The sequence below is a fragment of the Xanthomonas sp. AC360 genome (genome assembly GCF_979258225.1).
In genome coordinates this window covers 1,131,941-1,154,568 of record NZ_OZ409846.1, presented here as the reverse complement: position 1 = coordinate 1,154,568, position 22,628 = coordinate 1,131,941, and the positions used below count along the sequence as shown (strand labels likewise).

At 63.2% G+C, this 22,628-nt stretch carries 17 protein-coding genes; 11 read left to right on the top strand and 6 right to left on the bottom strand.

Annotation, left to right across the window (positions count from 1 at the left end; all coding sequences use genetic code 11):
- Positions 1 to 37 precede the first annotated feature (37 nt).
- Positions 38 to 1,390, top strand: a complete 1,353-nt coding sequence (locus ACZZ0O_RS04980; RefSeq protein ID WP_463592380.1) for a hypothetical protein — start codon at positions 38 to 40, stop codon at positions 1,388 to 1,390.
- A 338-nt stretch (positions 1,391 to 1,728) separates the two neighbouring features.
- The gene (locus ACZZ0O_RS04975; RefSeq protein ID WP_115529319.1) at positions 1,729 to 2,082 is read left to right on the top strand and encodes a ribonuclease E inhibitor RraB; all 354 of its coding nucleotides are present in this window, start codon (positions 1,729 to 1,731) and stop codon (positions 2,080 to 2,082) included.
- A gap of 60 nt (positions 2,083 to 2,142) precedes the next feature.
- Here the strand turns inward: ACZZ0O_RS04975 and ACZZ0O_RS04970 are convergent, their stop codons facing one another.
- From ACZZ0O_RS04970 to ACZZ0O_RS04955, 4 genes are all read right to left on the bottom strand, one after another.
- Complete coding sequence (locus tag ACZZ0O_RS04970; RefSeq protein ID WP_115514337.1) at positions 2,143 to 2,676, bottom strand: lipocalin family protein; 534 nt, start codon at positions 2,674 to 2,676, stop codon at positions 2,143 to 2,145.
- A gap of 619 nt (positions 2,677 to 3,295) precedes the next feature.
- The gene (locus ACZZ0O_RS04965) at positions 3,296 to 4,330 is read right to left on the bottom strand and encodes a glycoside hydrolase family 43 protein (protein ID WP_463592379.1); all 1,035 of its coding nucleotides are present in this window, start codon (positions 4,328 to 4,330) and stop codon (positions 3,296 to 3,298) included.
- A gap of 33 nt (positions 4,331 to 4,363) precedes the next feature.
- A complete protein-coding gene (locus ACZZ0O_RS04960) occupies positions 4,364 to 5,851 on the bottom strand; it encodes an MFS transporter (protein WP_463592378.1) in 1,488 nt (495 codons plus the stop codon).
- A gap of 241 nt (positions 5,852 to 6,092) precedes the next feature.
- The gene (locus ACZZ0O_RS04955; protein WP_323539451.1) at positions 6,093 to 9,026 is read right to left on the bottom strand and encodes a TonB-dependent receptor; all 2,934 of its coding nucleotides are present in this window, start codon (positions 9,024 to 9,026) and stop codon (positions 6,093 to 6,095) included.
- Positions 9,027 to 9,309: 283 nt separating this feature from the next.
- On the opposite strand from ACZZ0O_RS04955, the gene ACZZ0O_RS04950 reads away from it, so the two are divergent.
- The 6 genes from ACZZ0O_RS04950 (at position 9,310) to ACZZ0O_RS04925 (ending at position 18,490) form a co-directional block, all read left to right on the top strand.
- Positions 9,310 to 10,800, top strand: coding sequence for an MFS transporter (locus ACZZ0O_RS04950; RefSeq protein ID WP_115529315.1), 1,491 nt, complete (start codon positions 9,310 to 9,312; stop codon positions 10,798 to 10,800).
- A 9-nt stretch (positions 10,801 to 10,809) separates the two neighbouring features.
- Positions 10,810 to 11,802, top strand: a complete 993-nt coding sequence (locus tag ACZZ0O_RS04945) for an endo-1,4-beta-xylanase (RefSeq protein WP_115514334.1) — start codon at positions 10,810 to 10,812, stop codon at positions 11,800 to 11,802.
- 46 nt (positions 11,803 to 11,848) lie between these two features.
- Positions 11,849 to 13,270, top strand: coding sequence for a glucuronate isomerase (gene uxaC, locus ACZZ0O_RS04940; RefSeq protein WP_463592377.1), 1,422 nt, complete (start codon positions 11,849 to 11,851; stop codon positions 13,268 to 13,270).
- Positions 13,271 to 13,445: 175 nt separating this feature from the next.
- Entirely contained in the window at positions 13,446 to 16,142 is a 2,697-nt protein-coding gene (gene galB, locus ACZZ0O_RS04935) for a beta-galactosidase GalB (RefSeq protein WP_463592554.1), read from the top strand.
- Positions 16,143 to 16,192: 50 nt separating this feature from the next.
- A complete protein-coding gene (locus ACZZ0O_RS04930) occupies positions 16,193 to 17,374 on the top strand; it encodes an endo-1,4-beta-xylanase (RefSeq protein WP_463592376.1) in 1,182 nt (393 codons plus the stop codon).
- A gap of 78 nt (positions 17,375 to 17,452) precedes the next feature.
- A complete protein-coding gene (locus ACZZ0O_RS04925) occupies positions 17,453 to 18,490 on the top strand; it encodes an SMP-30/gluconolactonase/LRE family protein (protein WP_463592553.1) in 1,038 nt (345 codons plus the stop codon).
- Between the two features lie 152 nt (positions 18,491 to 18,642).
- Here ACZZ0O_RS04925 and ACZZ0O_RS04920 read toward each other — a convergent pair whose 3' ends face one another.
- Positions 18,643 to 19,683, bottom strand: coding sequence for a Kelch repeat-containing protein (locus ACZZ0O_RS04920; protein ID WP_463592375.1), 1,041 nt, complete (start codon positions 19,681 to 19,683; stop codon positions 18,643 to 18,645).
- Between the two features lie 439 nt (positions 19,684 to 20,122).
- Between ACZZ0O_RS04920 and ACZZ0O_RS04915 the strand changes: the two genes are divergently transcribed.
- The gene (locus ACZZ0O_RS04915; RefSeq protein ID WP_463592374.1) at positions 20,123 to 21,019 is read left to right on the top strand and encodes a DNA-binding protein; all 897 of its coding nucleotides are present in this window, start codon (positions 20,123 to 20,125) and stop codon (positions 21,017 to 21,019) included.
- A 237-nt stretch (positions 21,020 to 21,256) separates the two neighbouring features.
- On the opposite strand, the gene ACZZ0O_RS04910 is transcribed toward ACZZ0O_RS04915, so the two are convergent.
- Positions 21,257 to 21,415 (bottom strand): DUF2256 domain-containing protein, encoded by a 159-nt coding sequence (locus ACZZ0O_RS04910; RefSeq protein ID WP_104615202.1) that lies wholly within the window; start codon positions 21,413 to 21,415, stop codon positions 21,257 to 21,259.
- A gap of 231 nt (positions 21,416 to 21,646) precedes the next feature.
- Here ACZZ0O_RS04910 and ACZZ0O_RS04905 point away from each other — a divergent pair, with 231 nt between their 5' ends.
- Both ACZZ0O_RS04905 and ACZZ0O_RS04900 read left to right on the top strand, forming a co-directional pair.
- Entirely contained in the window at positions 21,647 to 22,060 is a 414-nt protein-coding gene (locus ACZZ0O_RS04905; RefSeq protein WP_463592552.1) for a hypothetical protein, read from the top strand.
- A gap of 49 nt (positions 22,061 to 22,109) precedes the next feature.
- Positions 22,110 to 22,499 (top strand): bleomycin resistance protein, encoded by a 390-nt coding sequence (locus tag ACZZ0O_RS04900; protein ID WP_463592373.1) that lies wholly within the window; start codon positions 22,110 to 22,112, stop codon positions 22,497 to 22,499.
- The last annotated feature ends 129 nt before the right edge of the window (positions 22,500 to 22,628 follow it).

Sequence of the window (22,628 nt, the reverse complement as noted above, 5' to 3'; positions counted from 1 at the left end):
AAGCATTCACCGAGGGGGCTCCGTGAAACTGCGGTGCGTGGCTGTGGTCGTCTTCTTTATGGCAACTTGGCTGCCGGCGGTGCAGGCCTCGAGCTCGTCCACCTTCATGTCCGAAGTCGGGAAAGTGTCGCCGGTATACGAGCGTCTGGCCAACTCTGCCGAGTCAGAGCGCCTTATCGATGAAGGGAGGAAGAGCGAGGTCAATGCAAGGTTGAAGCGACTGGTGCCGGAGACAAGCAAAAGCGCGTATGACGCGTTTGTCCTGTCCAATATCCTCTACCGGGCCGATGTCGCTGCCAGTGACGCCTACATGAAGCTCGCTGACGAAAAGCTGCCTGGCAATCCATTCATCATATTCGAGCGCGGTATGCGCGAACACCGCGCGGGGCACTGTGATATCGCACTGCCTCTGTACGAAAAAGCCGCGAAACTGCTGCCAAGGTCGCAAGTGCCGGATCGCCTGTGGGCCTACATCACGCACTGCCGCCTCGTGCTTGAGGATGCACGCGGAGCTGTCGCCGCCTGGACACATGTGGACTTCAAGGAGAAACACACGGCGATCGAGAAATCGATGTATGACATCTTCTCGACGACAGATCCGGACGCCGAAAGAGAGCGCTTGATCGCGTCCATCCGCGCAGGGGCAGCAGGTGACGTTTGCACGTTGATCAAACTCGACAAGAATTGGGAAATCGACTGGTGGAATGCGAAAAAGCAGCCCGAGTACCTTGCGTATGACATTGCACTTGTCAGGTCATTGTCCAGGAACGACAAGAAGATTCAGCAAGTTGCGGGGCTGTGTATCGACGCGGTGGACCTCGATGACGATAAATTCAGACGCCTTATCGTCTCGGCGGGCTATTGGGGAGAGGGTGCCCGGTTGCCGGAAGATCCGATAGCGAGCTATACGTTGATCAGTCAGTTGCAGAAACGAAAGATGGCGACGGCGGACGAGATCTTCCAGCGTTACGGCGCGGCGCTGGAGCAGCGCTACAAGCGGATGCCCTCCGATCGTTCGACGCTGGATCTGCTGGCGTTTCTGTACAGCGCGACAGGGCGAAGCAAGCAACTCCAACCGATAGACCTGTACGGCTGGAAGACACTGAAGATCGAGGCCTATGCGCTGAGCTATCTGAAAGGCCTGACCGAGGCAAACCCCGGGTACTCCGCTGCGCTTGCGCAGGCCGCACGCGACTTCCCCAATAGCGCCGAAATTCAGCGGCTCAACCTTGTGCTACATGCTAAGTCCGACGATAAGGTGACGTATTTGATGCGTTATGTTGCAGCGCAGTTTCCGAACGTGCAGGAGCATCTAAGCGGGCGCCATCGGCTCGATGATTTCATGGCGGCGTTGAAGAACGAGCTGAAGGTCTCGGCTCCAAAAAAGTAGCGGCGCAGGATACCTTATCGTCTGGGCCTGTGCGCCGTCTGGAGCCGCCGGCGCCAGGTATGAATCGCCTCAGATGACTATTGGCGGTCCCTCGTGGCATGGCTGGGATGTGCACGCGTTGCGAGAAGCGTAGGTGAGCTCATCCCTTCAGAAAGCGACGCTGTGCATTTTTCAGCAGTGGGCAATACCCGACCAAGACTGCCTTACGCTCAACTCTCAGGGCAGGCTTCGGCTACACGACTTGGCGGGACGCCTGGATGTTAGAAGACACAGATCGCCGACCGCCAAGGCGCTAAGCTTCTGTATCGGCCAACCAGGCGCCACACAGCGAATCAACCATGCAGCGAAATCTGGATCTGTATCCCAAAGACGATAACGGCGACACCTTGTGGCACATTGCGGAGCAGGGCGTGGATCTTTCCAAGCCGCGCGAGATTGCGTTTTCCGTGGTGTTCCCGAGCAAAGAGTCGGCACTGGAATTTTCGGTGACGTTGCTGCGCTTCGAGCAGAAGGTGCGTTGCTGCCATTACCCGGAAAACACCGCGTTTCCGATGGATGTCACGGTGTATCCGACCATGGTGCCGACATACAAGGCGATTTGCGCGTTCGAGGAGGAGTTGGCGACAGAGGCCAAGCCCTTGGGTGGGTTGAACGATGGATGGGAATTTTCGGTAGACACCAAAGACGTCTGATGTGTGCGGCAGGTGCGTTGGAGAGCGCGGCGTGTGGGCTCTCCAACAGGTTAGGCCACATCAGCGCGGCGATTGCGGGACGCGTCGCAGCTGTGACACGTCGTAGCCCATCGCCGCAATGCGCGCGAGCGCCTGCTGATAGTCGGCATCGGAGACCTGCGGGGTTCGTGCCATGTACCAGACGTAATCGCGCTTGCTGCGCGCCACGATGGTCTGGGTGTAGTCGGCATCGCGCCAGGCGATGACATACTCGGCCTTGAACGGCCAAAGGAATTGCATGCTCCACAGCGCGCCGTTGCCATTCTCTGCGACTTGGCCGATCGGGTGCATGGACTTGAGCGGGGCCTGGAAGCTGCCTTTGCGGAAAGTGAAGGTGGTCTGGATACGGCCATCCGGTCGCAGGGCATAACTCTCTACTGCGTCGTAGGCTTTGCGTTCTGGACGGGTTGGAATATGTGCGATGACATACCAGTCGCCCATGAAGCGCGGCACGTCAACGCTGTCTGCGCGGGGCAGTGCGGCGCGCGGCTCGCTGCCGCTTGCATTGCCGTAGACCGCAAGGGTGAGTAAGAACAGCATCGACGCCTGGCGCATGGCAACCTCTCTCAAAAAAGCTCAGTGCAGGGGCATACGTTGCGACGATGCGTGTGGATGCAGCGTGCAATGCGCTGCCTATCGAAAGGCGCGGTGAGTTCCCGTTCGTTGACGGACTCTACCCTTGCAAGGACGGCTCGGACGCATTGAAGAATGCGGTGGCTGCGGTGGTCACGGGCGGTAGCAGGCAGGTTTGCAGGATCTCCCACATCGGCTCGACAACCGGTTCGCGAGCGTGACGATCAGGTGCTATGCCGGTGCGAGGTCGGGAGCGAGCTTAGGGCAACGCTGCATAAGTCTTGTCATCCAGGCGATAGCGTCAGGCCATGGACGTGAATCGCTGGCTTGCGAGGCCTTGGAGTTTCTGCTTTCGCGGGAATGACTGGCGCGGGGGACTTGATGAGCGTTGCCTTACAGCGACTGATACGTCACGAGCAGTCATCAGATGGATGTGAACGGCGTACTCAGCACTGGAGTGTACGGGTGGTTGGTGCCGCGCCGAGGAGCGGCCGAGCCTGGGTGGCCATGAGCGATGTCGTTCTGTCAGCCGCTCTGATGCGCAGTTGGCCGGCGACCCCATGATGGACAGACAGCAGCGGACCTGATCGCCACCGCCATCTCACCAAGGCGAGACGGCATCCTTCCCGTACGGATAAATCGTCGCGATCGTTCCATCCGCCAGATGTTCCAGTGGTGCCATCTTGATGTTGCGCAGATGGGTCTGGCCGCCCGATACCACGGCGTCGTGATAGAACAAATACCACTGGCCGTCGAACGCGCAGATGGAGTGGTGGGTGGTCCAGCCGATCACCGGCTGCATCAGCACGCCCTGGTAGTGAAATGGGCCATACGGCGAGTCGCTGGTGGCGTAGCAGATCAGGTGCGTATCGCCGGTGGAATACGACAGGTAGTAACGACCGGCGTGGCGGTGCAGCCAGGGGCCTTCGAAGAAGCGGCGGTCGAGGTCGTCGGCGCGTAGCGGGGTGCCGTGTTCGTCGAGGATGACGATCTCGCGTGTGGGTTCGGCCAGTGCGGTCATGCTCTCGTGCAGGCGCGCCACGCGCGGGCCCAGTGCGGGCGCATCGCCCACCGGTTCCTGGTTGGTCTGCGCGTAGCGGTTGTCGCGGTAGTGCTGCAGCTGACCACCCCAGATGCCGCCGAAGTACAGGTAATGCGCGCCATCGTCGTCGGCGAACACGGCCGGGTCGATCGAGTAGGTGCCGGCGATCGGTTCGGCTTCGGCGATGAAGGGGCCGTGGGGTTGATCGCCGACTGCCACGCCGATCTGGAAGATGCCGTCGGCGCGCTTTGCCGGGAAATACAAATAGGTCTTGCCATTGCGTTGCGCTGCATCCGGTGCCCACATCTGGCGTTGCGCCCACGGCACATCGCGCACGTGCAGCACTTCGCCCAGGTCTTCGACCGGCGCGTTGGGATGCGCCATGCGAAAGACGTGGTAATCCTCCATGCCGAAATGCGAGCCGTCGTCGCTGAAGGCCACGCCGGCATCGATGTCGTGCGAGGGATAGATGTACAGCGCGCCGTCGAAGACGTGTGCGGACGGGTCGGCGGTGTAGAGATGGGTGACCAGCGGTGCGGAAATGGCGGTGCGCGCCAGCGCCTGCAGTGTGGCGGCTTGCAGTTCATCGGACATGCGCGGACCTGTGCATGAGGTGGAAGGAAAGGGTTAGGGCGACGCGAGCGGAGCGGCCTGACGGCGCACGCCCAGTTCGCGTTCGATGCGGGATTCCAGCGGCTTGTCGATCTCGTAAAACACCAGCAGTGCGGTGCCGAGCAGGAACGGGATGGACGCATACACGCTGATGGCTAATCGAATGCCGTCAGTGACCGCGCCGCTTTGCTGCGGCAGCGCAGCGTCGTAGCCATAGAAGGCGAGCAGGCCGGCGACCAGTGCGCCGCCGACGCTCAGGCCGATTTTCAGGCCGCACAACATCGCCGAAAAAATGATGGCGGTGGCACGGCGGTGGTTCTTCCACTCCGAGTAGTCGGCAACGTCGGCAATCATCGCCCACAGCAACGGGATGGTGATGCCGTAGAAAAAGCCGTGCAGCACATAGGAGCCGAATACCCAACCGATGGCAGTCGCCGGATAGACATAGAACGCCAGCAGAAACAGCGTGGAAATCAGCAGCGCCCCACCAAACACATTGCGCTTGCCGTAGCGGTCGGCCAGGCGTTTGGAAAACCCGATACCCACGATCATGGCCAGGATGCCGCCGGCACTGAACACACTGAACGCCGAGGTTGGCGCGTCTTGCGGCCACTGCAAGGCGCTCATGCCGGCGCCGGTCAGCACGCTGTTGATTGCGGCAATAAACCGGTTGAATCCGGCGGCATCGAGAAAGTGAGTCAGCGCGCCCGCGTCGAGGGTGTACTTGAAGTAGTAGATGTACATCCCGCCCTTCATGGCGAGATTGATGAAGACCAGAATGGTCAGTGCCAGCATCACCAGCCAGGGTTTGTTGCGCACCAGGTCGGTGAGGTCCTGTCGCACGCTACTGCGTTGTTCGGCGATCGGCAGCACGCGCTCGCGGGTGGTGAAAAAGGTGATCAGAAAGCACAGCGTGCCGACCGCGGCGAACAACCCCATGGTGTTGCGAAAGCCTTGCGCCTTGTCGCCATTACCCAGGATCAGCACCAGCGGCAGCAGCAAGACCTGGATGATGAACTGCGCAAACGTCACCGCCAGAAAGCGATACGCCGACAAGCTGTTGCGCTGCTCCATGCTGCCGGTGAGCACGCCGCTCAGCGCCGAATACGGCAGGTTGTTGGCCACGTACACCAGCATCAGCAAGGTGTAGGTGGCAAATGCGTAGGTGATCTTGCCGTGCTCGCCCAGCGCAGGTGTGTTGAAGGCCGCCAGCGACAGTGCGCCAAACGGCAGTGCGGTCCACAGGATCCATGGGCGGAATTTGCCCCAGCGGGTGCGGGTGCGATCGGCCAGGATGCCGATGATGGGCGTAAACACGAACGCGCCGAGCAGGCCGACCACGAAGATCAACGTGGCCGCCGCGCTCGCCGGGATGCGGAACACGTCGGTGTAGAAGAACGCCAAAAACGTCACCAGCGTCTGGAAGATCAGATTGGCGGCCAGGTCGCCCAGGCTATAGCCGATCTTTTCGCGCACGGAGAGCTGCTGTGATCGATCGTTCATGAGGTGAGGCGGGCTCGGAGAGTGCTGCGGAAAACGCCGCGGCGCGCGCTACGCCGCCGGCCGCGATCCGTCTGGATCGCGGTTGCAGGCGCAGTGCCTGAAGTGTCGGACAAAACGTCGTGCGCCGTCGTGCAGGCACGTTGGACGGCGCGCGGCAGACGGAGTGCACGCGAATCACGCGTGCAGTCCGAACACCCGCTACACCCGGCAACCAACGGCGAGCGCGTCTCGATGGACACTGTCAAAACGTGCCGCGGATGCCGAGCATGACGGTGCGCCCGGGCTCGTACAGATCGTAGGTGGCGTTGGGCCACGCATAGGTGGTGCGCAACGGCTCGTCGGTGATGTTGGTGACATTGAGCGTGAGTTGCGGCTTGGAAGGCAGCCAGTCCAGCGCGTAGCTGGCCGACAGATCGAGCTGGCCGCGTGCATCGGCATTCAGGCGTGCGTACGGGATGCCGTTCTGATTGGCGCCGGAGATCACCATGTCGTCGTTCCAGGTGTAGGACAGGCGCACCGAGGCTGCGTTCTTTTCCCAGTACACAGTGCCGTTCCACAGATTGGGCGCCACACCGACGGCCACTGCCGGAATGCCTTCGCCTTCCGAAGATTGGGTAACATGGGTGTAGTTCACGCTGAAGCCCATGCCGTCGACCAGCTTGTCCAACGGCTGCACCCAGATCGCTTCGGTGCCGCGGATGTTGAGCACGCCATCGGCGTTGACCTGGGTCTGCACGTCCACCGTGGCGGCATTTGGGCCACCGCGCTGGTCCAGCCCGGCTTGCTGGATCGGCAGCAGGCTCTCGTAGGGCACACCAAGATCGTTGAAGGGAATGCGCCGCACGCCATTGACGGTGAAGCCGCTGATGCGCTTGTTGAACAGCGTCAGGCCCACATAGCCTTCGCCGCCGGTGTACCACTCGCCGCCGAAGTCGACATTGGTGGACAGATACGGCGCCAGGTTCGGATTGCCCTGGGTCGCGGTCTGTGCGGACGGATCGCTGAAATTGGTGTTGGGCAACATCGCGCTCGGGTCCGGACGCGTGAGCGTGCGCGAGCTGGACAGACGCAGTACCACGTTGTCGGCCACATCCCAGGCTGCGTTGAACGAGGGCAGGGTTTCGGCGTAATCGGAATCGAGCACCTGCACGCGGCGGATGCCGTTGATGGTGACCGGGCCGGTGATGGTCTGGTCGGTGGTGACGTAACGCACACCGGCGTTGAAGCGCAGCGTGCGGTTCCACACTTCGGTTTCGGCGTTGGTTTCGATATAGAAACCCAGGTTCTTTTCGCGGATGCCGCCGGCCGAGGCGCCGGTGTTGGCGGAGTTGGTTTCCGGTGCGGAATCGCGTAGCGCGTAGTAGTTGGTGTCGCCCAGGAAACGGTTGAAATCGGCAGTGATGAAGCCGCCCGGGCCGGGCCGCAAGTAACTGGCCAGGGCCGCATTCGGGACTGCCGAACCAGGGCCGCCGTTGCACACGTTGCCGCCACCGCCGCGGCACACCACCTGCTCCCAGGCAATGCTGTTGTCGAAGCCGCGAATGGTGCGCTCGGCCTGGTCGTATGCGGCGCCGATCTTGATGTTGCGCTTGTCTTCGCCGAACTGCAGATCGGCACGTCCACCACGGGTCTGGGTGACGCGTTTTTCGTTCTGGATATTGACCCGTCCGCCGCTCCAGCCCCAGCCCAGGTTCGGGTCGTTGAGATCCAGCGGGCTGCTGATCGACGGGCGGTCGCCGCCTTGGTTGCGGTAATCGACGGTGGTGAACGGCGAGGTGACCAGGATGCTGGGCGACTCGCGATCCAGCCAGCTGCGCGTGGCGTTGGCCTGCACGTTGAGCTTGATGTCCTGCTCGGCACCGAACAGCAGTTCGGCACCGGGATTGACGCTCCAGAACTTGACCTCTTCGCGGTACGGGCGCGCTTCCAGGAAATACTGCGCGTTGGCGAAGGTGGCGCTGGTGACCACGTTGTTCTGATCCAGCTGCATGCCTAGCGGAATCATGTTGCCGTTGCGGCCGATCAGATTCATGCTGATCCGCTCGGTGGTGCGCTTGGCTTCGGAATACAGCGTGTCCAGGTAGAAATGCATGCTGTCGGAGGGCCGCCATTCCAGCGACATCACCGACGCATCGCGGTCGCGATCGCCATTCATGTACACGCTGCGGCCCAGGCGCGGAATCAACGCATCGCTGATCTGGTCGATGCTCAAGCCCGGGTTGCGCGCCAGCAGCCATGCCGCGTCGATGGTTTCGCCGGTGGTCAAGCCACTGCCGGCGGTGGCCGGCACGCGGTCTGGAATGCGCCAGTTGCCGCCGCCGTTGACGTTGCAGGCCGCCGGTTGATTGGTCGCCGGCGTGCCTGCAGGCGGGGTGAGCCCGCATTGGGTGTAGGTGAGGCCAGGGTTGGTCCAGCCCACGCTTTCGAAGCCGCGCACGCCCAGCTTGCTACGCACCGAGGCCACGCCGAACAACGCGCCGAGCGTGCCTGCTTCGTTGGTCCAGCTGCCCATGAAGGCGCCACGCGGGGTGGTCTTTTCGCTGGTGCTGTTCCAGTCGGCCTGCGCCTGGTAGGTGAAGTGCACGCCGGGGCGATCGAACGGGCGCGCGCTGCGCATGTCCACCACACCGGAAACGCCGCCTTCGAGCATGCTGGCGGTGGGCGTCTTGCTCACGGTGAGCTGGGTGAAGAATTCGGTGGGAAACAGGTTCAGATCGACTTCGCGATTCTGGTTCTGCGCATTCAGACCGATCGAGGCGGTAGCGATGCTGGCGCCGTTGAGCGTGGTCTTGGTGAAGCTGGTGCCCAGGCCGCGGATGGCGATGTTGAGGCCTTCGCCATTGACGTCGCGCGAGAGCTGCACGCCGGGGATGCGGTTGAGCGACTCGGCGATATTCATGTCCGGAAATTTGCCGATGTCCTCTGCAAACACGGTGTCGGCAAAGCCGACCGAGTCGCGCTTGGCATCGGTGGAAAACTGGATGCTGCGTCGGTAGCCGGAGACGGTGACGGTGTCGAGCTGGGTCACTGCATCGTTGTTGCCGGCTGTGGCCGGTGGCGTTTGCGCGGCGCTGTCGGCGTCGGTGGACTGTGCCCAGGCGGCAGTGCTGGTCATGCCCAGCAGGATGGACCCCAACGCGCAGGACAACGCGGTACGTGCGTAGCTGTTCTTCACCGTATTCCCTTCCCTAACAGGTGAGCAGATGTCCCACGCATCGCCCCTGCGTAGGGAGTGCCGCTGCCCGGAATCGGCGCGACGATGATGCGATGGGGGAGACGGGCGATCAGTGGCGCTGGATGTTAGCGCTACCAAATTCAGAACATCACGCTGCAGGGCAGCATAGTTGCCGGGGCATAGCGAAGCGGCGCTGCCATCACGCTGCACCGCAAGCACGCAACGCCGACGGACGGTCGCCGCGTGCTGCAGTGCGCGATGGATTCCTGCGTGCAGCGTGGTAATGGTAGCGCTATCACCCGTGGCGCAAGGCCACCTTCGTGCAGGTGCAGTGGTCGATGAATCGAATCGGACAACGCGCAAGCGACATGCTGCTTGCGCCCTTGCTTGCCGCGATGCGCAGCAGGTATCGCGACAACGCAGGCGACATGGTTGTGCGCTTGCAGGAGCTGTGCCCATGAGCGACGCGCCTGCGGCCGATGCTGCTAGCCCCGGAGCGCGCCTGGGCCGGGTGCGCTGGCGCGTCTGCGCGCTGCTGCTGGCAGCGACCACCATCAACTACGTGGACCGCCAGGTGCTGGGCGTGCTTGCGCCGTTCTTGCAGACGCAGATCGGCTGGAACGAGATCCAGTACGGTTACATCGTCACTGCGTTTCAGGCGGCCTATGCGCTGGGCCTGTTGTGCAGCGGTGCGGTGATCGACCGCTTCGGGACGCGGCTGGGCTATGCGTTGGCGATCGGGGTGTGGAGTCTGGCGGCGATGGGCCACGCGTTGGCGACCAGCGTGGTGGGCTTTGCGATTGCGCGGTTTTTCCTGGGGCTGGGCGAGTCCGGCAACTTTCCCGCCGCGCTCAAGACCGTGGCCGAATGGTTCCCGCGACGCGAGCGCGCGCTGGCCACCGGCATCTTCAATTCCGGCTCCAACATCGGTGCCATCGTCGCGCCCTTGCTGGTGCCGGTGATCGCTACTGCCTGGGGCTGGCAGGCGGCCTTTCTGTTTACCGGGATACTGAGCGCCACCTGGCTGGTGGTGTGGTGGTGCAGTTACCACGCGCCCGAGCAGCAACCCGGTCTGTCGAGCGCAGAACTTGCGCACATCCGCAGCGATGCGCATGAGCCGGTGCAAGCGCGGTTGTCGTGGCTGCAGGTGCTGCGGCATCGCCAGGCCTGGGCGTTCGTGCTGGGCAAATTCATCACCGACCCGATCTGGTGGTTCTTCCTGTTCTGGTTGCCAAAATTCCTGCATGCCGAGTACGGCCTGAGCCTGCTGCAGCTGGGTGCGCCATTGATCGTGATCTTTGTGCTGGCCGATATCGGCAGCATCGCCGGTGGCTGGGTTGCCGGGCGCTTCATCGCGCGCGGCTGGAGCGTCAACCGTGCGCGCAAGACCGCGATGCTGATCTGCGCCGTCTCGGTGGTGCCGATCGTGTTTGCCGCACGCGCAGACAACCTGTGGCTCGCGGTGGGTCTGATCGGCCTGGCCACCGCTGCACACCAGGGCTGGTCGGCCAATCTGTTTACGCTGCCCTCGGACATGTTTCCGCGGCATGCGGTGGCCACCGTGGTAGGCATCGGCGGATTTGCCGGCGCAGTGGGCGGCATGTTGATCGCCACGTTCATCGGGTTTCTACTGCAGGCGACCGGCAGCTACGTGCCGGTGTTTCTGATGGCCGGTTCGGCCTACCTGCTGGCATTGGCGGTCGTGCATGCTCTGGTGCCGCGGCTACAGCCGGCGCAGCTGCCTGCGGCCACCGCAACGCCTCCATCATCCTGAGGAATCACCATGTCCCTGCACACCGCGAGAATCGCACTGTTGCTGGCAGCAAGCATCGCATCGGTGGCGCAAGCCGCGCCGCTGGCAGCGGGCGCGTCCAAGTTTCTGGGTAGCGCCTACAGCCCGCAACAGGCGCAGGGCTTTGCGCAGTACTGGAACAAGCTCACCCCGGAAAACGGCGGCAAGTGGGGCACGGTGGAGGCAGTGCGCGACCAGATGGACTGGCGCACATTGGATACCGCTTACCGGTTCGCAAAAGCCAACGGCATGCCGTTCCAGATGCATGTGATGGTGTGGGGCAATCAGCAGCCGGAGTGGATCAAGACCTTGCCCCCGGCCGAGCAGCGCCGCGAGATCGAGCAGTGGTTTGCCGCCGTGGCCCAGCGCTACCCGGACATCGACCTGCTGGAAGTGGTCAACGAGCCGCTCAACGACCCGCCCAGCAAGGCCGACACCGGCGGCGGCAATTATCTGCAGGCGCTCGGCGGTGACGGCGCCAGCGGCTGGGAGTGGGTCCTGCAGTCGTTTCGGCTCGCGCGCCAGCACTTTCCGCATACCAAGCTGATGATCAACGACTACAGCATCACCAACAACACGCAGGCCACGCAGAAATATCTGCAGATCGTGCGGTTGCTGCAGCGCGAACAGTTGGTCGATGCCATCGGCATCCAGGAGCATGCATTCGAGACCACGCCAAACGTGGCGATGTCGGTGCATCGCACCAATCTGGATGCATTGGCCGCCACCGGCTTGCCGATTTACATCACCGAATTCGATCTGGATGGGCCAAGCGATGCGCAGCAGCTGGCCGATTACCAGCGCGTGTTTCCGATCTTCTGGGAGCACCCGGCGGTGCGCGGCATCACGCTGTGGGGATTCCGCCCCGGCCTGTGGCGCGATAAGGAAGCCGCCTATCTGGTGCGTGGCGATGGCAGCGAGCGCCCGGCGATGACCTGGTTGCGCGATTACGTGGCCGCCCATCCCGGCACGCCCGCGCCCTGACGCGCGCGTTGCACGACCCATCTCAACTGTTTGGTGCCCCGACCCCATGTCCACCTCCTTGCCGCTGACCTTGCACGACGACCGCCTGTTGCCAGCCGACCCCGGCACGCGGGCGATTGCGCGCCGGTTGTATGCGCAGATCGCCACGCTCCCCATCATCAGCCCGCACGGCCATACCGACCCGGCCTGGTTCGCGACCAATGCCGCGTTCGCCAATGCCACCGAACTGTTGCTGGTGCCCGATCACTACGTGTTCCGCATGTTGTACAGCCAGGGCATCGACCTGGATGCGTTGGGTATCCCGCACGCCGATGGCACGCGCGCACCGGTGGACCCGCGCGCGGCATGGCGCGTGTTTGCTGCGTACTACACGTTGCTGCGCGGCACGCCGTCTGCGGTGTGGCTGAATCATGTCTTCCACACCGTCTTCGATCTGCGCATCCGTCTGGATGCCGGTACTGCCGATCATTACTACGACCACATCACCGCCGCGCTGCAGACGCCAGGCTTTCGTCCGCGTGCGCTGTTCGAGCGTTTCAACATCGAGGTGATCGCCACCACCGAATCGCCGCTGGACACGCTGCAGCATCACGCGACCATTCGCGACAGCGGCTGGGCCGGCCGTGTGGTGACCGCGTACCGCCCGGACCCGGTGGTGGACCCGGAGCATGAGCAGTTTGCCGGTGCGCTGCAGCAGTTCGGCGCGCTTACCGGCGAGGACGTGCTGACCTGGCCAGGCTATCTGCGCGCGCATCGGCAACGCCGCGCATTCTTCGCCGCGCACGGCGCGACCTCCACCGATCATGGGCATCCCAGTGCCGCCACCGCCGATCTGTCGCCGGGTGAGGCGCAACGCCTGTTCGACACCGTGGTGCGTGGCGCTGCAACGCCGCAACAGGCCGAGCTATTCCGCGCGCAGGTGCTGACCGAAATGGCGGCGATGAGCCTGGACGATGGCCTGGTGATGCAGTTGCATCCGGGCTGCTTTCGCAATCACAACCGGCCGTTGTTTGAGCGCTACGGGCGCGACAAGGGCGCCGATATTCCGATGCGCACCGACTATGTGCATGCGCTCAAGCCATTGTTGGATCGCTACGGCAACGACCCGCGCCTGCGCCTGATCGTGTTCACGCTGGACGAAACCAGCTACAGCCGCGAACTGGCACCTTTGGCCGGCCATTACCCCTCGCTGCTGCTGGGCCCGGCATGGTGGTTCCATGACGCGCCGGAGGGCATGTGGCGCTTCCGCGAGCAGACCCTGGCCAGCGCCGGTTTCTACAACACGGTGGGTTTCAATGACGACACGCGTGCATTCCTGTCGATCCCGGCCCGCCACGATGTCGCGCGGCGCGTAGACAGCGCGTTCCTGGCCAAGCTGGTCGCCGAGCATCGGTTGGAGGAAGACGAAGCGGTGGAGGTGGCGATGGATCTCGCGTATCGGCTGCCCAAGCAGGCTTACAAGCTGTGACGCAACCGCAGCGCTGCGTGTGCGGCAGTGATACGACGCAGCAGCGGCGTGCAACGTCGCGTCATACGCAATGCGGGGGGGGGGGGCTGAGGTCATGACCAACATACAGTCGCCACGCGCTGCAGCGTGGCGCAATGCCATGCGCGTTAGCTGCACCAACATGATCTGCACCGTCATGATCTGTGCCGGGCTTGCACTGCCCACCCTCGACGCCACCGCACAAACCGGCGCACCGCGCGAGCGGGTGTCGCTCAACGCGCAATGGCGCTTTCAGCGTGACGACCCGCCGGGCAATCACGTGGTGCTCGATTACGACGCGCGCCCGCAGGTGATCCGCAGCGAAGACGGCAAGGTGGCCGATGCGCGTCCGGATCAGGCGCAGCAGCTGCGCGCAGCGGCCAAGGACGTGCTCAAGCCGTGGATTCTGCCAACCGCCAACGCCCTGATCGCCGACCCGGCGCAACGGCATCGACGCCCGCCCGGCAATCCCGGCAATGACGTCGCGTATGTGCAGCCGCAGTTCGACGATAGCCGCTGGCAAACCGTGGATCTGCCACACGACTGGGCCATCGCCGAGCCGTTTCTGGTCGATGGTCCATACGGCGGCATGGGGCGTCTGCCGAGTTGGGGCATTGGCTGGTATCGCAAAACCTTGGACATTCCGGCCAGCGATCGCGGCCGCTCGCTGTTTCTCGATCTCGATGGCGCGATGTCCTATGCCACGGTCTGGCTCAACGGCAGGCTGGTCGGCGGCTGGCCTTACGGCTATAGCTCCTGGCGTGTAGATCTGATGCCGTATGCGATTGCCGGCGCGCGCAACCAGCTGGCGATCCGTCTGGACAATCCACCCGATTCGGCGCGCTGGTATCCCGGTGGCGGGCTATATCGCAATGTGTGGCTGACCAAGACTGCGCCGCTGCACATCGCACAGTGGGGCACGCAGCTGACCACACCGCAGGTGTCGGCCGCATCGGCACAGATCCAGCTGGCGGTGACGCTGGATAACGCTGCGCGCACTGCGGCGCAGGCGCAGGTCAGCACCGCCATCTACGTGCTCGACGCGGCAACGGGCACACGCAGTGGCGATGCGGTCGCGCAGATTCCCGTAGCGCAGATTGCCGTGCCTGCCGGCGGTAGCACCCGCGTGCAGGGCACCGTGCAGATCGACGCACCACGCCTGTGGGGCCCACCGCCGACCCAGCAACCGCATCGCTACGTGGCGGTGACCGAGGTGCGCCAGCGGGGGCAGGTGGTGGATCGCTACGAAACCCCGTTCGGCATCCGCAGCATCGTGTTCGATGCGGACAAGGGCCTGCTGGTCAACGGCGAGCATGTGCCGATTCGCGGGGTGAACAACCATCACGATCTCGGCGCGCTCGGTGCCGCGTTCAATGTGCGCGCCGCCGAGCGGCAGTTGCAGTTGCTGCAACAGATGGGTGCCAACGCCATCCGCATGAGCCACAACCCACCCGCACCGGAGCTGCTGGAACTCACCGATCGCATGGGCCTGTTGGTGGTGGACGAGGTGTTCGACAGTTGGGAGATGAAGAAGACGCCGCTGGATTTCCATCTGGTATTTGGGCAATGGCATGAGCCGGATCTGCGCGCGATGTTGCGACGCGACCGCAACCATCCGTCGGTGATGCTGTGGAGTGTCGGCAATGAAGTGGGCGAGCAGTACACCGGGCAACAGGGCGCCGCCATCGCGCGCACGCTGCACGCCATCGTGCATGACGAAGATCCGTCGCGGCCGGCCACGGTCGCGATGAACTACGCCTCGCCGGACATGCCATTGCCGGCCGCGCTGGATGTTATCAGCCTCAACTACCAGGGCGAGGGCATCCGCGATGCGCCGGAGTTCGCAGGCACCGAGCGCATCCGCAAACCGCCGCAATATCCGGCATTTCATACCGCATTTCCGCACAAGGCCATTGTCAGCAGTGAAACCGCATCGGCCTTGAGCAGCCGCGGCGTGTATCTGTTTCCGGTGAGCCCGGACATCAGCGCGCCGGTGCGCGACGGGCGCGGCGGCGACTCGGTGGCGCATCAGGTCAGCGCCTACGAGCTGCATGCGGTGGACTTCGGCTCCAGTGCCGACAAGGTGTTTGCGGCGCTGGATCGGCACCCGTATGTCGCCGGCGAATTCGTCTGGACCGGCTTCGACTATCTGGGCGAACCCACGCCGTATTACAGCTCGCGCAGTGCATATTCGGGCATCTTCGATCTGGCGGGGTTTCCCAAGGATCGCTACTGGTTGTATCAGGCGCGCTGGCGCCCGCAGCTGCCCATGGCGCATCTGCTGCCGCACTGGAGCTGGCCCGGCCGCGAGGGCCAGGTGACGCCGGTGCATGTGTTTACCTCCGGCGATGAGGCCGAGCTGTTCGTCAATGGTGTCTCGCAGGGGCGCAAGCGCAAGCGCGCGCTGCACTACCGGCTGCGCTGGGACGATGTGGTGTACCAGCCCGGCGAGCTACGTGTGCAGGCCTACAAGGACGGCAAGCCGTGGGCCAGCGACCGCGTGCAGACCGCCGGCCGCGCGGCGCGCCTGCAGATCACGCCCGACCGCAGCCGCATCGACGGCGACGGCCGGGATCTGAGCTTCGTCACCGTGCAATTGCTGGATCGCGACGGACGTCCTGAGCCCACCGCCGGCGACCGCCTGCGGTTTCGGATCGATGGCCCGGGCGAACTGGTTGCCACCGACAACGGCGACCCCACCAATCTGGAGTCGTTCGCTTCGCCGCAACGCAACGCCTTTAACGGGCTGTGCCTGGCGATCGTGCGGGCGAAGGCGGGCGCACGCGGCACCATCACGCTGCATGTCGAATCGGACAGCCTGGACGCCGCGCAGGCGCAGATCGTGGCGCAGTGATGGGATTGCGCATGACCTGTCGCCTGCAGTAACTCACCTTGGAACCTGCCATGCACACGCACCTGCCCGTTCTTGCAACCCTGTTGCGCATTGCCATTGTGGGCATCAGCGCGATCGCCGCCCTGCCCGCAGCCGCGCGTTGCGATACCGCCAGCACATCGCTCAAGCACGCGTATGCCGACGGGTTCTTGCTCGGCACTGCGGTCAATACCGACATCGTCTCCGGCAAGGACGCCGCGGCCGCCGCATTGGTGGCCTGCCACTTCAACGCGGTCACCCCGGAGAACGTGATGAAGGCCGAGGTCGTTGCGCCGCGCCCGGGCGTCTTCGACTTTCGTGCTGCAGATGCGTTCGCGGACTACGCGCAACGCAATCACCTGTTTGTGGTGGGGCATACGCTGGTCTGGCACAACCAGACCCCGGACTGGTTCTTTGTCGATGCCCAGGGCAAGCCTAATAGCTCGGCCGCGCAGATCGAGCGCATGCGCGCGCACATCGCAGGCGTGGCCGGGCGCTACGTCGGCAAGGTGCAGGCCTGGGATGTGGTCAACGAGATCATCGACGAAGATGGCAGTTACCGTTCCACCAACTGGGTGCAACGCGTGGGCGATGGCGACACCGTGGTGCGCAATGCGTTTACCTTTGCACAGCGGTATGCACCGGACGCGGAGCTCTACTACAACGACTTCAACGCATGGCGGCCGGCCAAGCGCGACGGCATCGTGCGCATGGTCAAGATGCTGCAACAATCCGGTATCCGCATCGACGGCGTCGGCATGCAAGGGCACTGGGGGCTCGACTATCCCAGCCTGCGCGATATCGAAGACGCCATCGACGCCTACGCCGCACTCGGCATCAAGGTCATGATCACCGAACTCGATGTGGACGTGCTGCCGCTCACCAAGGAAGGCCAGGTCATCGGCACCGGGATGGCACACAAGCAGTTCCAACTGCCGGAGTTCAAGCGCTTTCTGGACCCCTACCGCGATGGGCTGCCGCCTGCTGTGCAGGCGCAATTGCGCGACCGCTACGCGGAGCTGTTCGCACTGTTCTGGCGCAAGCGCGACAAGCTGGCGCGCGTAAGCGTGTGGGGTGTCAGCGACGGCATGTCGTGGAAGAACGATTACCCGGTGCCAGGCCGTACGAATTACCCGCTGCTATTCGACCGCAATCACCAGCCAAAACCGGCGCTGGATGCGGTGTTGGCGGTGCCTGCGAGCGCTGGTCGATAGTCGCGTTCGCCAACATGCGCAGGGACCCTGCCGCCGCATGATGGCATGATGCACTCACCTGGATTTCCGGACTTCCCGATGCGCTTGCCGTCCTATCTGTTGTTGGCCGTTCCGTTGTTGGCGATTGTCGCTGCCTGCACCAAGAAGGATCCGCCGCCGCCGCGCTTCCCAGCCATCGGGCATGTGGAAACGTTCGATCGCCGCTTCGGCGAGGTGGTTGCTGCAGACGCGCGGATCGAGAAGCTCACCGAAGGCTTCACCTGGTCCGAAGGCCCGGCATGGGTGCGCAATGGCGGCTATCTGTTGTTTACCGATGTGCCGGAAAACAAGCTGTATCGCTGGTCCGAAGAGGCCGGCCTGTCGGTGTTGCTGTCGCCCTCGGGCTATGTCGGCCCGGAGCAGGCCACGCTACGCGAAGCCGGTGCCAACGGACTGTATGCCGAGCCCGACGGCACTGTGTTACTCGCCGACTCCGGTACCCGCATCGTCGCCAGGCTCGACCCGGCCACACGCAAGAAAACACCGCTGGCTACCAGCTTCGATGGCAAACGTTTCAATAGCCCGAACGATGTGGTCCGTCGCACTGACGGCGTGGTGTTCTTCACCGACCCACCGTACGGCTTGAAGGATCTGAACGACTCGCCGGTCAAGGAGCTGCGTTTCAACGGCGTCTATCGGCTGGACACCGATGGCAGCGTGCATCTGCTGGACGACAGCCTGAGCTTCCCCAACGGCATCGCGCTCTCGCCCGATGCGCGCACCTTGTACGTTTCCAATTCCGATCCGGAACGGCCGATCTGGATGGCGTACGCGCTCGACGCGCGTGGCGCGGTCACTAGCAAGCGTGTGTTCGCCGATGCCTCGGATCTGGTGGGCAAGGACTCGCCAGGACTGCCGGACGGCATGGCGGTGTCCGCCGACGGCCACTTGTTTGCCACCGGCCCCGGCGGCGTCATCGTCTTCAACCCGGCCGGCCAACGCCTGGGCCGCATCGAAACCGGCGAAGCCATCTCCAACTGCGCCTTCGGCAACGACGGTCACACGCTCTACATGACCTCGCACGCGATGCTGACACGCGTACGGGTCAAGGCGCTGGGGTTGCAGTTTGTGCGGTAGTACCTATCGGGCGACCAAACCTTAGCCCATCCAGTCGCCGCTCTTGTAGGAGCGGCCCTGGCCGCGATGGAGCGTTACCCATAGCCCTGCATGACACGTCGCTTTTCCTTCAAGCCACTCCTGCGATTCGACTCGGCTGTCGCCCACGCTGCTTAGCGCATGGCTTCCGCGTCACCCAACATCAACACATCATCCAACTCCGGCCCACCACCCCGGTTGCCGCTGCCCGCAACGATGTAGAGATCGTCGCCGACTGCTGCGGCCTGGGTGCCGTGACGCCCTTGCGGGAGTGCTGCCAGCGCTGTCCAACTGGATCTAGCCGGATCGTAGGCTTCTACCTCGTCGTGCGCCTTGACCTGACGCATGCTCTCGCCACCGATGATCAGCAGCTGGCCATTGCGCACGATGGCGGCTGTGCCCGCACGCTGCGTCGGCAAGGCCGCCGGCGCGACTGACCAAGTGCCGCGTTGAATATCGTAAATGTCCACTTCCGGAATCGTCTGCGCCAGGGTGTTGCCGCTTTCATGCGCAGACCTGCGCCCACCGGCGGCATACAGCTTGCCGTCGATCACTGCCGCATGAAAATGGTCGCGTGCGTGCGGGGCGTCGGCCAGCTGCGTCCACTGCTGGGTCTTGGTGTCGAAAGCGTCCAGCCACGGCACATAGCCGCTCATGTGCCCGCGCGTGTTGCCGCCCACCAGATACAGCATGCCCTCATGCGCAACTGCGCCTGCCGCGCCACGCCGACGGTGTACGGGAATCTCTGGCCCCACCTGCCAGGTGTCGGTCTGCGGATCGTAGATCAGCATATGGGTCAGCGAAGCTTCCTCCGGGTAATCGCCGGTGAATCCGCCTACGAAATACAGCTTGCCCGACACCACCACTGCTTGCGCGTGGCTCACCATCAACGGTGGCGCACTGCCTTGCGACCAGCGACGCGTTCGGGTGTCGAAGATGTCCAGTGGCCGCTGGTCGCGCCCGCCGATCAGATAGAGCCGCTCGCCGATGGCCACCAAGCTGTTCTCGTGGCGTGCATGCGGTGTGCTATCGGCGTGGATCTGTTTCCAGCTCTCGCCTGCACCGATCTGATTGTGCGATGCCCGCTCTACGGCACACGCGTCCTCGACCGACAGTGCAAGGAGCGGCGCGGCGAACGCGACGGCGGTGATGACGGCGAGTGCTGACAGTTTCAAGGCATGTTCCCTCCGATGACAACGTGTGATCGAGTGTATCGGCACGACGATGCCACGTCTTCGCTGCGAGCAGACTGACCCATAGGTGATCAATCGCGGTTCGATGGACAATTCGACGTGGTCAGCCTTTCACGAGCATGCAGCAGCGCGGGCTCGCGTCGCCGCTTCAGGCGGCTGCCATTCAATCGACGACATACGCGGTGCACCGCAGGCTTGCGGCAATCCTCGGCTGATCTGCTGGGTCATCGCGCAGCACCGACGCATGGCACCAGGGAGTACGCGTCATTCTTCGGCGATTAGCTGATTGGCGTTGCGCAGGCAGTCGCTGCAGCGCATGCAGCACAGACAGGTCAACGAGAATCGACCGCTACACGTCTTCACGTAGGCTGCATCGCGGATGCGAACACTACCGGTCACGCTTCCTATCAGGACTCTTCGCATGGCGCGCACCGCTACGACGCACACGGTTGATCTCTCACCGCCAAAGAATGTCGCGCAGGCGGCCGCACGCGGCCTGAAGCTGCGCAAGCAGCATGGGCGTGGCGGCACCGCGATTGGTGTGGCGCGGGCACGCGATCTGTCCGCGCAGAAGTCGCTATCTGCACAGACGATACGGCGCATGCATGCGTACTTTGTACGTCACAGGGTGGACAAGCAGGGCAAGGGGTGGGCAGATGCCAAGGCACCTTCGGCCGGCTACATCGCCTGGCTGTTGTGGGGCGGCGATGCCGGGCAACGCTGGGCAGAGCGGGTGTTGCGACAGCTGGACGCGCAAGCCACCACCAAGACGGCCACCCCATCGAAGCGGAGAACCAGCGGTACCGCTGCCGCAGGCAAGAAGGCAGCGACCAAGACAAGCGCAGCCAAGAAAGCAGCATCTAAAAAGGCCGTCAAGAAGGCCGTGGCGAAGACGGCCGTCGCTAAAACGACGGCAAGTAAGAAAGCAGCTGGCAAAAAGAGCGACGCGGGTTCTGTCGTGAAGGGGGTTGCAAGGAAAGCCAGCAAGAAGACAGCTAGCAAGAAGACAGCAGCCAAGAAGGTGGCGACCAAGAAGGCTGACACTCGCAACGGCGTTGCAAAGAAACGTGTTACTGCGCGTAGTGCAAAGACGAGCGACGCGAAAAAGGCCGCACCTTGGACCAAGCCCAATCCGGTCAAAAAGTCGGCCTCAGCGTCGCTGTCTCCTACCCAAAAAGCCAAAGCCAAAAAGCGCGCCAAGGCAGCCGGCCGGCCGTATCCGAACCTGGTCGACAATATGGCAGTGGCTAGCAAGCGCAGCAGCACCAAGCGTGCGACTAAGTCGGGCACCACGAAGAAAGCGGTGGCAAAGAAATAGCCAAAGCCAGCGGATATCCGCCATCGGGTCACGCTGCGTCAGCGTCAGAAGCGTGGCCGCAGCGGAGTAGCGTTGCGGCCTTATCAAGCCAGGCGGCCGGCAAGCGTTGCCAGCAATCGTCATCTGGGCATTAACGGCGGGTACGGCGCGGCGCACCTTCAGCGGCCGTATGCGGCATACCGATCCGAGCACCGGCCCTGCCTGTTCGCCGACGACGCAAGCGGTAGGCCAGCTTCGCTAGGGGGCGGGTCGGTGTCGCTTGCTATCGCCGCGGCATCGGTCCGAGCAGTACTTCACCTCGTCCCAGACCTTCTCCCATTTCTTGCGCCAACGGAATGGCCGCCCGCATTGCACGCAAACCTTCTCCGGTAGATCCTGCTTTTTGCGCATTGCCATGTCGATGGTGGTAATGCATGTCGTCGTGAACACTAGATCAAGCATGTCACAGCGACACGCAGCGCCGAAACTCACACGTGATGCGTCTCGCCTGGCGTGCCGCAGATTTATCGCGGACGTGTCGGTCCGAAATCCAAGATCACCTGCCTTGATATAGTGCAGGCCAATCTTCCAGCGCAGATGCTGCCGCACAACACAGCCGCTGTGCATCATTTCAAGATAGGGACGTGTGTGAAGCTATTCCTCCTCGTGTCGTCAGCGCTTCTCTACCTCATCGCGCTATGCCTTCCCGTGCTGCATGGAGGAGGAGATGACATCGGCGGTCTGGTCATCCTGCTGTTTGGCTGGATGCAGGTGCTCGACGGTCAATGCGTTGCCTGGATGAGCAATCCGCTGTTTTTTATCGCCTGGCTCTGCTATTTCCTAAAGATGTACCGTATGGCGTCGGCCTTGATGCTGTCGGCTTGCCTCATCGGGCTGGACACCTTTCGTGCCACGAAGTTTGCAAAGAACGAAGCCGGGCACGAGGTGCTGATCGATCACGTCGGTGTGGCGTTCTATGTGTGGGAGTTGAGCTTCCTGGCGCTGCTTGCGCTGGTATTGATACGTCTTTCAGAATCCAGGCGTCAGGTCGCAGTAGGTTAAAGCCACCACTGGCGTTTGAACGCCGATCATCTGCAGGCAGGAGTCCACGATGAGCACCCAGAGCAACGTAGTTGACCAAACCATCCCAATCCTGCCCAGCCGCTCGATTGCGCAGACGCTGGCGTTCTATCGGCGGCTCGGGTTTGAGGGCGATGTGCATCCGCATGATGCGGGATACGCGATTATGCGGCGTGGCGCTGTGGAGCTGCATTTCTTTGCGCATCCGGATCTCGACCCGGCCGCTTGTTATGCGGGCTGCTATCTGCGGGTGGGTGAGGTGGATGAGATCTACGCGGCGATGCAGTCGGCGGCACTTCCGCAGCGCGGTATTCCGCGGATCGACCCGGTGGGCGACAAGCCTTGGGGGATGCGCGAGTTTGCGATTGTGGATGAGAGCGGCAACCTACTACGGATTGGTCAAGTCATTGCAGCCGGGTAACCGGGCAGGGATTGACGACGCTGGAGCATCGGATTCGACTCGCGTCGACAGCGCTCGACTGCAATGCTGACACTGGTGCCGGGTCAGATTGCATGCCCGCTGATCTGCCATCGCGTCATGCAGTGGCGC